The sequence below is a fragment of the Psychroserpens sp. BH13MA-6 genome (assembly GCF_052983595.1).
The window spans coordinates 268,452-281,397 of the sequence record NZ_JBRJGE010000002.1 but is presented as its reverse complement, the minus strand read 5'-3'; the positions used below and the strand labels follow the sequence as shown (position 1 = coordinate 281,397).

The 12,946-nt window shown below is 36.5% G+C and carries 11 protein-coding genes; 5 read left to right on the top strand and 6 right to left on the bottom strand.

Annotated elements, in window-relative coordinates:
- Positions 1–807 (top strand): TerC family protein, encoded by an 807-nt coding sequence (locus ACU8DI_RS05810; protein ID WP_447111812.1) that lies wholly within the window; start codon positions 1–3, stop codon positions 805–807.
- Here ACU8DI_RS05810 and ACU8DI_RS05805 read toward each other — a convergent pair.
- From ACU8DI_RS05805 to ychF, 5 genes are all read right to left on the bottom strand, one after another.
- Positions 804–3,467 (bottom strand): DNA gyrase/topoisomerase IV subunit A, encoded by a 2,664-nt coding sequence (locus tag ACU8DI_RS05805; RefSeq protein ID WP_447111811.1) that lies wholly within the window; start codon positions 3,465–3,467, stop codon positions 804–806. The genes ACU8DI_RS05810 and ACU8DI_RS05805 overlap by 4 nt on opposite strands.
- Positions 3,467–3,949 (bottom strand): hypothetical protein, encoded by a 483-nt coding sequence (locus ACU8DI_RS05800; RefSeq protein ID WP_447111810.1) that lies wholly within the window; start codon positions 3,947–3,949, stop codon positions 3,467–3,469. Before ACU8DI_RS05800 ends, ACU8DI_RS05805 begins: the two co-directional genes overlap by 1 nt.
- Positions 3,950–4,103: 154 nt before the next feature.
- Positions 4,104–5,966, bottom strand: coding sequence for a DNA topoisomerase IV subunit B (locus ACU8DI_RS05795; RefSeq protein WP_447111809.1), 1,863 nt, complete (start codon positions 5,964–5,966; stop codon positions 4,104–4,106).
- Between the two features lie 117 nt (positions 5,967–6,083).
- A complete protein-coding gene (locus ACU8DI_RS05790) occupies positions 6,084–6,572 on the bottom strand; it encodes an SRPBCC family protein (RefSeq protein WP_447111808.1) in 489 nt (162 codons plus the stop codon).
- A gap of 174 nt (positions 6,573–6,746) precedes the next feature.
- The gene (gene ychF / locus ACU8DI_RS05785) at positions 6,747–7,841 is read right to left on the bottom strand and encodes a redox-regulated ATPase YchF (protein WP_447111807.1); all 1,095 of its coding nucleotides are present in this window, start codon (positions 7,839–7,841) and stop codon (positions 6,747–6,749) included.
- Positions 7,842–8,144: 303 nt separating this feature from the next.
- Between ychF and ACU8DI_RS05780 the strand changes: the two genes are divergently transcribed.
- A complete protein-coding gene (locus ACU8DI_RS05780) occupies positions 8,145–9,263 on the top strand; it encodes a carboxypeptidase-like regulatory domain-containing protein (RefSeq protein WP_447111806.1) in 1,119 nt (372 codons plus the stop codon).
- Positions 9,264–9,327: 64 nt separating this feature from the next.
- On the opposite strand, the gene ACU8DI_RS05775 is transcribed toward ACU8DI_RS05780, so the two are convergent.
- The gene (locus tag ACU8DI_RS05775; RefSeq protein WP_447111805.1) at positions 9,328–9,681 is read right to left on the bottom strand and encodes a 4Fe-4S dicluster domain-containing protein; all 354 of its coding nucleotides are present in this window, start codon (positions 9,679–9,681) and stop codon (positions 9,328–9,330) included.
- Positions 9,682–9,757: 76 nt separating this feature from the next.
- On the opposite strand from ACU8DI_RS05775, the gene ACU8DI_RS05770 reads away from it, so the two are divergent.
- From ACU8DI_RS05770 to ACU8DI_RS05760, 3 genes are all read left to right on the top strand, one after another.
- On the top strand, positions 9,758–10,819 hold the full coding sequence (locus ACU8DI_RS05770) for an acyl-CoA reductase (RefSeq protein WP_447111804.1): 1,062 nt from the start codon (positions 9,758–9,760) through the stop codon (positions 10,817–10,819).
- Between the two features lie 104 nt (positions 10,820–10,923).
- Positions 10,924–11,985 (top strand): 3-phosphoserine/phosphohydroxythreonine transaminase, encoded by a 1,062-nt coding sequence (gene serC, locus ACU8DI_RS05765; protein ID WP_447111803.1) that lies wholly within the window; start codon positions 10,924–10,926, stop codon positions 11,983–11,985.
- 10 nt (positions 11,986–11,995) lie between these two features.
- A complete protein-coding gene (locus ACU8DI_RS05760) occupies positions 11,996–12,946 on the top strand; it encodes a D-2-hydroxyacid dehydrogenase (RefSeq protein ID WP_447111802.1) in 951 nt (316 codons plus the stop codon).

Genomic DNA, 12,946 nt, shown 5'->3' with positions numbered 1-12,946 from the left:
ATGGTAGATTTTTTATTGAGTAGCGATGCCATTATGGCCTTACTTACATTGACTTTTCTAGAAATCATTCTGGGAATTGATAATATTGTGTTCATTTCTATCGCTGCCAATAAACTTCCAGAGAATCAACGTAGTAAAGCTACTAATATCGGACTGATATTAGCCATGGTACAGCGGATTATCTTATTGTTCTTTGTATCCTTTTTAGTAGGTTTATCCAAACCCTTCTATGAGTTAGAAACAAGCTGGTTTGAACTTCATTTAAGTTGGCAAGCCATCATTCTTTTTATGGGTGGTCTCTTCCTTATTTATAAAAGCACTTCTGAAATCAGAGAGAAAGTAACAGATCCTGAACACGACGCTAATGAAGTTAAAGGAAAAAAAATCAAGTCATTGTCAAATGCTATTGTTCAGATAATGATTATTGATTTTATATTTTCAATAGATTCTATTTTAACGGCTGTAGGTATGACCAATGGACTACACCCAAATCACAACTATACTTTAGTTTTAATGATTATTGCTGTGATGATTTCTATAGGCATTATGATAGGATTTGCCAATCCAATAAGACGCTTTATTGAAAACAATCCGAGTATACAAATGTTAGGTTTGGCATTTTTAATATTAATCGGTTTTATGCTTATTACTGAAGCCGCTCACTTATCACATACCGAATTCTTTGGGAATAAAGTGGGTGCCATTCCAAAAGGTTACCTTTATTTCGCTATCGCCTTTTCGCTATTCGTAGAGTTTTTAAACTATCGCATAAATAAAAGATTAAAATCAAAGAACAACGACGTTTAAAACAAGGTTATCTGTCCTTTATCGTCCAAATCTGAATCGTCATTTACCTGACCTTTGGGGGTTTGCGAACCTTTGCCAGAATTGTTGCTTGGATTATCAGAAGACTCCACGGTTTCATCTATGACTTCTATGTCTTCCGCAGGCGTATCTTCAGGAGCCTCGTAAGGCAATGGATCTAATAGATTGACCTGATTAATTTTATCTTTAGTGAGTTGGTTCCCTAACGCATTGATACCTTTTATAGCTATAAACTCCTCTAAATTGACGATTTCATTGTCCTTTCTTTCTTTCCCACGCTCTTTCTTAAATTCGATTTCAGCCATAGGCTTCCAATCTGTAGATACAATTTCCAATTGAGAATCTGGATGTTCGGAAATGAAGGATTCTTCTTTTCCCTCATTTTCAATCAAAAAGCGCTTCACATAGTAAAGTTCTTTTTCACCGTTATAGTAAACCACAGAAATCGGCTTTTTAGGAATCCATTTTTCTAAGACAATCATATCTTCGTCAAAATGTGTGGTCAATTCTGGTAAAATTGTTTTGGCGGTACCAGACTGTGTGATAATTAGCAATCGATCTTCCCCTCTAAATTCACCTATAAGTTCACCTCTTTCATCTACATTTAATCTTTGAACCGTATCATCGAACCAAATTTTACGTGGTTTAAGTGTCGAAACGCCTTTTTCTTTCAATTCTATTTTCTTAACCGCATATTTCGTAACGATATTTCCTTTAGAAGCGCGTCCCTTGATTAAAACATCTGCAAAATCCAAGTCCCATTTCAATTTTTTGATACTTCCTACTTGACGCAAATAGACCGTAATCACCTCAGCTTCTCCATTAGGATTGGCTGAGAAATACCACATTTTAGATCCTTTAGCTCCAGTCGTCAAATCATACTCTTTATCACGTGTAATAGAGGTAACCGCAAAGCGCTTTACGTAAGTAGCACCTTTAGTACCATCGCGATATATCATATTATAAATCGTACGCTTATCTTTCTTTTTAAAGACGGCGACATGAACAATATCCTTACCTACAAAGGTTTTGCTATCAACTTTTGTCACCATCATCTTACCATCTTGCGTGAACACAATAATATCATCAATATCACTGCAGTCACAGACATATTCATCTTTTCGTAATGAGGTTCCAATAAACCCTTCGCTTCTGTTTACATAGAGTTTTGTATTTCGAATCACCACCTTTGTAGCATCCACATCCTCAAAGGCTCTAATTTCGGTTTTACGCTCACGACCTTCTCCATATTCTTTTTTCAGACGCTGAAAATAGGCAATTGCATAATCGATTAGATTTGCTAAATGATGCTTTACTTCTGCTATTTGATCTTCGAGAGCCTCTATTTTTTGCTGTGCTTTATCAATATCAAACTTAGAAATCCTTTTAATACGTATTTCGGTCAGTCGCGTGATGTCCTCTACGGTAATAGCGCGTTTTAAGTGTTTGATATGCGGCTGTAAACCTTTATCAATCGCATTAATAACACCATCCCAAGTCTCTTCTTCTTCAATATCACGATAGATTCTGTTCTCAATAAAAATACGTTCTAACGATGCAAAATGCCATTGTTCTTCAAACTCTCCTAGCTTTATTTCGAGTTCACTTTTTAACAACTCTACAGTATTATCGGTAGAGCGACGTAACATTTCTGTCACACCAACAAATAATGGCTTATTATCCTCGATCACACAGCCTAAAGGCGAAATGGAGGTTTCGCAATTAGTGAATGCATAAAGCGCATCTATTGTTTTATCTGGAGAAATACCACTTGGCAAATGCACGAGGATTTCGACATCCGCAGCAGTATTATCTTCAATTTTTTTTATTTTTATCTTGCCTTTATCATTGGCTTTAAGAATCGAATCAATTAATGATGACGTATTGGTTCCGTAGGGAATTTCAGTAATGACCAAGGTATTTTTATCCAACTGCGATATTTTGGCCCTCACGCGAACTTTCCCACCTCGAAGTCCGTCGTTATAATTAGAGACGTCAATAATTCCAGCCGTAGGAAAATCGGGATAAATGGTAAACCGTTTACCATTCAAATGTTTTACGGAAGCATCGATTAACTCTATAAAGTTGTGAGGTAATATTTTCGTTGACAATCCAACAGCAATACCTTCTCCTCCTTGAGCCAACAACAACGGAAACATGACTGGCAAATTCACAGGTTCTTTTCGCCGACCATCATAACTCGCTTGCCATTCAGTAATTTTTGGGTTATAAACCACATCCAATGCGAATTTGGATAATCGCGCTTCAATATAACGCGAAGCTGCGGCACTATCACCAGTAAGGATATTTCCCCAGTTTCCTTGGGTATCAATTAATAAATCTTTTTGACCTATTTGCACCATCGCATCGGCAATACTTGCATCACCATGTGGATGGTACTGCATCGTATGACCAACGATATTCGCTACTTTATTATACCTACCGTCATCTAAATCCTTCATAGAATGCATGATACGACGTTGCACAGGCTTGAACCCATCTTCTATCGCTGGAACAGCTCGTTCAAGAATAACATAGGAAGCATAATCAAGGAACCAGTCCTTATACATCCCAGTGACCCTCGTGATACTCTCCTGAGGTTCCTCTTGATTATCTATGATATCTGAATTATCTTCACTCATTAATCTATTCTGTTTTTATTGGCTTTAATAATTTTGCTTAAAGACTGCCTAATATATTTTCGCTTTCTTCTATTGACTAAGGTCACATTAAATGTTTCCTTTGACTTTATTTCTCGACTATTTTTGAAATAGAGTGTTAGTGTTTTATAAACAAACATATTTCTAAATCTATAAGCGTATAGCTGCTTTTTATCAAACTCAATTCTATGCTCTCTATAGTTGAATTTATCTGAAAACAATAAGCCCTTATTTAACACAACTACTTTAAGTCCGTCGCTATCATATTCGAAGTATTTAGATACAAAATGCACCAAAAAGAACAATACAGCAAACCCAAAAGCAATAGCAATAAATAAAAGTATTTGATTATCTGTTGCACCCGATAAACCGCGAAAAAAGAACAACATTAAGATTGCAAAAAAGATCAGCACAAAATATACTGATACAATCGTGTTTTTAACCCTTGCGTTATTCGTTCTCATAGTCTAAGATTCATTTGATTGCCAACGTGATTAGAAGAAACGTTACAAGCTTGACTATCTAAATTCAGCACAAAAGATGACATCAAACTTTGGACCCAGCCAATTCCTGTAAAAACACAGCATACAACGATTGTTATCATACTTTGGTAATTCATTAAGCTTGTTGTTCTTCAATGAGGTCCAACTCTACTTTTAAATTATCTATGATAAACTCCTGACGGGTTGGTGTATTTTTACCCATGTAGAAAGAAAGCAATTCCTCAATAGACATATCTTTGTCTAACATTACTGGATCCAAACGCATATCTTCACCAATAAAATGCACGAACTCATCTGGAGAAATCTCCCCCAAACCTTTAAACCTGGTGATTTCTGGTTTTGGTTTTAGTTTTTCAATAGCATTGCGTCGTTCCTCATCAGAATAGCAATAAATCGTTTCTTTCTTATTACGAACTCTAAACAAAGGTGTTTGCAAAATGTATAGATGACCTTCCTTAATCACTTCAGGAAAAAACTGTAGAAAGAACGTAATTAGGAGCAATCGAATATGCATGCCATCAACATCGGCATCTGTCGCTATGACAATATTGTTATAACGTAAATCCTCGAGGGAATCCTCAATATTTAAAGCGGCCTGAAGTAAATTAAACTCTTCGTTTTCATAGACGATTTTCTTACTGAGACCATAACTATTTAGTGGCTTTCCTTTCAGACTAAAAACAGCCTGAGTATTGACGTCACGCGACTTTGTGATACTTCCCGATGCTGAATCTCCCTCTGTAATAAAAAGCGTCGTCTCTAAATTACGTTCATTCTTTGTATCTCCAAAGTGGACGCGGCAATCTCTTAATTTTTTATTGTGTAAACTCGCCTTCTTGGCGCGATCTCTTGCTAATTTTCTAATACCTGACAATTCTTTACGCTCACGCTCTGCCTGAAGTATCTTTTTCTGAATTTTCTCTGCAGTATCTGGATTTTTATGTAAAAAATTATCGAGATACGTCTTTACGAAATCATTAATATACGTACGAACCGTTGGCAAGTCACCTCCCATATCGGTCGATCCCAGTTTCGTCTTCGTCTGACTCTCAAAAACAGGCTCCATCACTTTGATTGAAATGGCAGAAGCCACTGATTTTCTCACATCAGAAGCCTCATAGTTTTTACCATAAAACTCACGCAATGTTTTCACTAAAGCTTCTCTAAATGCCGACAAATGGGTACCACCTTGCGTGGTGTTTTGACCATTCACAAAACTGTGATACTCTTCGCTATATTGTGTTTTGCTATGTGTTAATGCGATTTCAATGTCGTCACCTTTTAGATGAATTATTGGATACAAACGATCGCTTTCGTTGATATTTTCCGACAATAAGTCCTTAAGCCCATTTTCACTGTAATACTTCTCTCCGTTGAAGACAATCGTTAAACCCGGATTTAAGTACACATAGTTTTTGAGCATTTTTTCAACATACTCATTGCGGTATTTATAGTTCTTGAAGATGGTTTCATCAGGAATAAATGACACTTTGGTTCCTTTTCTTCGAGACGTGTCATCTAACAATTCCTCGTTAGTCAAGTTACCTTGTTCAAATTCAGCAGAAGCCGATTTACCATCTCGTGTAGATTCTACTCTAAAATAATCTGAAAGCGCATTCACAGCTTTGGTACCTACACCATTTAGACCCACAGATTTCTTGAAGGCTCTAGAATCGTATTTTCCACCTGTATTCATTTTGGAAACAACATCTACAACCTTTCCTAAAGGAATACCACGACCGTAGTCACGGACGATTACCTTATTCCCTTGTATGGAAATTTCTATAGTTTTACCTGCTCCCATGACGTACTCGTCAATAGAATTATCTAAAACTTCCTTCAGCAAAATGTAGATCCCATCATCAGGAGACGAACCATCACCTAACTTCCCAATATACATTCCAGGTCGCATTCGGATGTGTTCTTTCCAATCGAGCGAGCGTATATTATCTTCGGTATATTTGGTTTCTTGCGACATAAATGAGTGAAAAAATTAGATAGAACGCTAATATAACATAACGTTATAAAAAATGAAATACCGAAGGAACAAAGTAATTAACAATAATCACCGAGTATTGTTGAGAACATTGTAGTTTTAGGTCGTTTTAGACAAATTTTCAGCATGTTGCTTTAAAAATTGGTTTCTTTTCAAAAATAACCTCGTCATGTAGCGTTTCAAAAAGAGATGATTTGCAATTTTTCCTAAAACTCCAAAAGGTGATTGAAAATGGAATGTATCAATCATCAGTGTTTTATGGTTTTTCGTTTCAGAGTTTTCTGCATCTATAGCATCAAACAGATGCTCATGTCGAAATGACTTAAAGGCTCCAGAAACCATTTCATCGACAAAAAAATTTGGGCGATCCAATTCTGTAATTTTTGAAGTAAGTCTTTGTTTTATGCCAAAATGTGTCGCTTCCCAGGTGACCCATTCACCTAATTCAATAAGGCCTGAAGTCTTGCCTTTAATTGCGCTTTCTTTAGAATGGTTCAACGATGCTTGATGCGCATCGATGTCTCTAGCGATATCAAAGCAAGTCTCAATATCAGAATGAATAAGGGTTTTGATTTCAATGACTGGCATCGCAATTATAAATCAAAGCCGTATGACAGTGTTACGTTAGTACCAATATTTCTAAAACTATCAATTTCAGAAGATGTGCTTAAAGAAGTTGATGTAACTATTAGTAATAAAGAAAAAAGTGTTTTGTTCACTGTAGATTTAATTTTTTTGATCGTGTTATTTTAAATGTCTTATTTAAACATTAAACAGGAAATGCATGACATCACCATCCTTCACAACATAGTTTTTCCCTTCCACACGCATCTTACCGGCTTCTTTTACTTTAGCTTCGCTACCGTAATTCACATAATCATCATAAGCGATGACTTCTGCTCTAATAAAACCCTTTTCAAAATCGGTATGTATCACACCTGCTGCCTGTGGTGCCGTCGCACCAATATCAATGGTCCAAGCTCGAACCTCTTTGACACCTGCAGTAAAATAGGTCTGTTGATTTAATAGTTTATAGGCCGAACGTATCAGTTTTGAAGATCCTGGCTCGTCTAAGCCAATATCTTGAAGAAACATCTGACGCTCTTCATAATCATCCAACTCATTAATATCTGCCTCTGTCCCTACAGCTAAAACTAGAACTTCTGCGTGTTCTTCCTTTACTGCTTCACGAACTTGCTCCACATAGTCGTTTCCAGAAACAGCACTACCTTCATCAACGTTACATACATACATCACTGGCTTCGCTGTGATTAACTGAGCAGGCTGCACAAAATCCGCCATTTCTTCATCTGAAAACTCAAGAGCTCTCACTGATTTACCAGCTTCTAACCCAGCTTTCAATTTCAATAACACAGCTTCCTCTTTTTGAGCTTCTTTGTTTCCTGTCTTTGCGGCACGTTTTACCTTGTCAAGCTTTTTTTCAACAGTTTCTAAATCTTTAAGCTGTAATTCCATATCGATGGTTTCCTTATCTCTAATAGGATTAATGTTGCCATCAACGTGGACGATATTATCATTATCGAAACAACGCAAAACATGAAGAATTGCATCCGTTTCTCGAATATTTCCTAAAAATTGATTTCCTAAACCTTCGCCTTTACTTGCACCTTTCACCAGTCCAGCAATATCCACAATCTCTACTGTTGCTGGGAGAACACGCTCCGGATTCACCAACGCCTCTAATTTCTGAAGTCTTGGATCTGGCACATTTACCACACCTATATTAGGCTCAATCGTACAAAACGGAAAATTCGCGCTCTGTGCCTTCGCGTTCGATAAACAGTTAAATAAGGTTGATTTTCCTACATTCGGCAATCCTACAATTCCAGCTTTCATAAATATTGTTTTAGCGAGTGCAAATGTAGTTAATTATTACAATGTTTTTAAATAAAAATATGACATGTTAATGCCTTTAGAACCATATTTTAAAAGACTCTCATTTTTAAATTTATCGTAAGAACGCGTTTGCAATGCAAGCTTGAAAATTGCTAAAAGTAAGCCGTACTAAGGAATTCCAATTTAAATACAAGAATTTCAGTATATTAGGGTAGGAAAAGTTGTGCTGTAATTGTTTTATGTACACAATTTGTATTTGGAATGACCGAATTCCATCTGTCTATTAATCAAAATCATTTTTTTATGAAACCAACCTATCTCTTTCTCGCATTGCTTCTTTTCTTCTCTTGTTCAAATAACGATAATCAAGAAATCACGGATGCTTTGGATATTCAGGGCAAGTTATTAGCGCCAAACAATTTAGACCCAATTGCCAATGCCAAAGTATCAGTATTAGAAAACAATGCTATCATTTTTGAAACGTCCACCAATGCTAGTGGTGATTTTACAATCTCGATTCCTGAAGGCGACTATCAATTACATCTTAACAAGGGCTTATTTTCAACACAGAAATCCATTTCAGTGACAGAAAACACAACCCTTGAAACCTACAGAATTGAAAATTTACCAAGTATAGGTGTCGTAACAGGTAATTTCGACAATATTGAAAGTATCCTTTATAGTATAGGCTTAGTAGATGTTGATACAGGCGCGCCTTTATTTGATATCATTGATGGTATGAGTTATGACAGATTGGCTTCAGAACCAGTACATGGACACCACTCAAGTCATCAACATTCTAATATGGAAAGGAATAACCCTTTGCTTGAACCAAATGTAGATTTCACTTACCAACAACTATTGGCAGACCCAGCCTTGTTAAGCAGTTATGATATTATTTTTATTAATTGTGGTGTCATTACTGGTGATTATGATGGCGGCCAAAATCTTTATGATTTCGTAAATAATGGTGGTTATTTGTATGCTACTGATTGGGCTTCAAAAGCTTTAGAGACGATAACGAATAATGGTTCTGATTTTGTCACATTTTACACGCCTGAAAGAAGTGGCTCTTCTTTAAGTACAACGGCAAACATATTAAATGACGATTTAATTGCATGGTTACAATATTTTGGAATAACCGATACAGATACAGTAGAAATTGATGAGTTTCTCGGGTCTTGGCAAGTTATTGACACTTATGACTCCGCAACCACTTATTCTTGGTTAGATGGACCTGTTGTATATTATAATGACTTGGGCGATCCAGTGGAAGAGACGAAAGATTTAGCATTAACGTTTCCACTAGGGAATGGCGGTGTGCTCTATTCATCTTTTCATACCGAAAACACCGATCCAGACTTTACTATTACAGATCGAATTATGGAATATATGGTTTTCGAAATGAGTGCGGTTGAATAAACCAATTTATAATAACAAAAAAAGCCGAGGAATTCCTCGGCTTTTTTATTTTGATAAAACTTGCTTAATCTTCTGGATGCATAAAACGTTGCTTCCCCAGTAAAACCTCTTCAGATTCCACATGATCATCATCTGGAACACAGCAATCTACAGGGCAAACGGCTGCACATTGTGGTTCTTCATGAAACCCCTTGCACTCCGTACACTTATCAGGTACTATATAGTAAATCTCATCGCTTATAGGCTCCTGTGCTTCTTCCGCATTTACCGCATTTCCATTGGGTAGTACGACATTTCCTTCTAAACTGGTACCGTCTTTATAACGCCAATCATCTGCTCCTTCATAAATTGCTGTGTTAGGACATTCTGGCTCACATGCACCGCAATTAATACATTCATCTGTTATTATAATAGCCATAGTAATTATTCTTTTGGGTTTGCTTAAATTTGCAGTTGCAAAAATAAAGCCAAAACCTCGCATAACCAAACGATATATGGAATTACAACAAAGAATTAATGCATTTGTAAAATTAGGTGATTTTTTAAGTCAATTCACCACAACTGGCATCACAAGAAATGATCAAATTGCACACAACGACCTATTCTTTGATGGTTTCAATCATCAAATTTCGCTAGCTCATGAACACAATGGATGGTTTACTAAAGAAAATGTGCTATTCGCCATAGAAGGATGGTCTAAAAGCCTTAGTTATAAAAACATTAACAAGTGGTTAGTAAAGTATGACTTTAATAAAGAACACTTAAAAACTATCGCCATTATAATGGCTGGAAATATCCCTTTAGTGGGATTTCATGATTTTCTATCTGTGTTGATCTCTGGACAAAAGGTACTCGTCAAACAATCTTCAAACGACAAGCACTTACTCCCTTTTTTGGCTAAATATTTAGAATATATCGAACCTGAATTTAAAGGACGGATTTCCTTTACAGATGAAAAGTTGACGAATTTTGATGCCGTTATTGCTACGGGTAGTGACAATACGGCTCGTTATTTTGAGTATTATTTTAGAGATAAACCTTCCATTGTAAGAAGAAACAGAAATTCTGTAGCTGTGATTACAGGTAACGAAAGCGATGACGAGTTTAAAGGGCTCTCAGAAGATATCTTTAGGTATTACGGATTAGGTTGCAGAAACGTTTCAAAATTGTATGTGCCAAAAGGGTATAATTTTGAACGCTTTTTTAAGGCCATGTATGAATGGAATCCAATAATCCATCATGCTAAATACGCGAATAACTATGATTACAACAAAGCAGTTTACTTGATGAGTGAATTCAACATCTTAGAAAATGGATTTTTAATGATTAAAGAAGATCCCAATTTTTCTTCTCCTATTGCTACAGTTTTTTATGAATATTACGATTCACAGGACGAGTTAAAAAGGACTATCAACAGTCACGACGAACGCATTCAATGTGTGGTTGCTAACGGATTTATAGACACTGAAATTAAGTTCGGACAGACGCAATTTCCAAAATTGTGGAATTATGCCGATAATGTTGATACTATTACGTTTTCGTTGAAAATCTGTTAATAAATTATCAGTTTCATAACCTATTTTTTTATAGAATTTCCCACCTTTGTGATATTAACGTTCACAATTTATTTTCCGTTTCTTCGGAAAAAAACACAACATCGATGAAAAGACATAATTTTAGCGCAGGACCTTGTGTTTTGCCAGGCGAAGTTCTACAAAAAGCTTCAGAAGCAGTAATCAATTTCGATAATGGATTATCCTTATTGGAAATTTCACACCGCAGCAAACCATTTGTAGATATCATGGAAAATGCCAGAGCTTTGGCACTCGAGTTATTGGGTCTTGAAGGAAAAGGTTATAAGGCCTTATTTTTACAAGGTGGTGCCAGCACACAATTTTTGATGGTGGCGTTGAATCTATTGGAAAAACGAGCAGGCTACCTAAACACAGGTACTTGGAGTGATAAAGCGATTAAAGAAGCGCGTATCTACGATGATATATACGAAGTAGCTTCTTCAAAAGAGGCTAATTACAATTATATTCCAAAGGGCTATGACATCCCTACCGATTACGACTACTTCCATTGTACTTCGAACAATACCATTTTTGGTACACAGATAAAGGAATTTCCAAATGCTCCAATTCCTATGGTGTGCGATATGAGTAGTGATATTTTTTCTCGCGTATTGGATTTTTCTAAGTTCGATTTAATTTATGCTGGAGCTCAAAAAAATATGGGACCAGCAGGAACCACTTTAGTGGTTGTTAAAGAGGATATTTTAGGCAAGGTGTCTCGTAAAATTCCATCCATGATGGATTATAAAGTCCATATTAGTAAAAGCAGTATGTTTAACACTCCTCCTGTTTTTGCCGTCTACACGTCCATGTTAACATTAGAATGGTTAAAAAACTTAGGTGGTATTTCAGCGATTGAAAAGGAGAATGACAAAAAAGCACAATTAATCTATTCAGAAATTGACCTTAATCCTTTATTCAAAGGTTTTGCCACTAAAGCAGACCGATCAACCATGAATGCAACCTTCACTTTGGCCAACGAAGACTTAAAAGAAACCTTCGAAACTATGGTGAAAGAAGCGGGTATCAATGGCCTCAATGGACACAGAAGTGTTGGAGGTTATAGAGCTTCTATGTACAACGCATTAAGTCTTGAAAGTGTTGGTGTATTAGTGGATGTGATGAGCGAATTAGAAAGAAAAGCATAAATATATTATCATGAAAGTATTAGCAAACGATGGTGTTTCGCAAAGTGGAATTGATGCATTAGAATCGGCTGGTTTTGAAGTATCTACAACGACTGTAGCCCAAGAACAACTTATCAACTATTTAAATGACAATGAAATAGATGTGTTACTTGTAAGAAGTGCCACAACCGTAAGAAAAGATTTAATTGATGCCTGTGACCACTTGAAAATTATTGGTCGTGGTGGTGTTGGAATGGATAATATTGATGTAGAGTACGCTCGAAGTAAAGGAAAACATGTGATCAACACACCTGCAGCATCTTCACAATCAGTAGCAGAACTCGTATTCGCGCATTTATTTGGTGGTGTTCGTTTTTTACATGACTCAAATAGAAACATGCCATTGGACGGAGACACGCGATTTAAGGCGCTCAAAAAGAACTACGCTAAAGGTGTTGAGCTTAGAGGCAAAACACTTGGAATTATAGGCTTCGGAAGAATTGGTCGTGAAGTCGCGAAAATTGCCCTTGGTGTTGGTATGAAAGTTATCGCTAGCGATAAATTTGTAGGTAAGGCAACTGTTAAAGTCGAATTCTATAATGGTCAATTTATCAATGTAGAAATAGAGACAGAACCTATGAAAGATGTATTGCAGCATGCCGATTTCATTACACTACATGTCCCTGCTCAAAAGGAGTACGTTATTGGTGATAAACAATTTGGATTAATGAAAGACGGCGTGGGTATTGTCAATGCGGCACGTGGTGGCGTTATAGATGAAGTCGCTTTAGTAAAAGCGCTCGAAAGTGGAAAAGTAGCTTTTGCTGGTCTCGACACCTTTGAAAGTGAACCGACTCCTGCTGTTCAAGTCTTAATGAATGGTAGAATTTCATTAACACCTCATATTGGTGCTGCCACAAATGAAGCTCAAGACCGAATTGGAACGGAGTTAGCGGAACAAATTATCAGTATTTTAAAATAA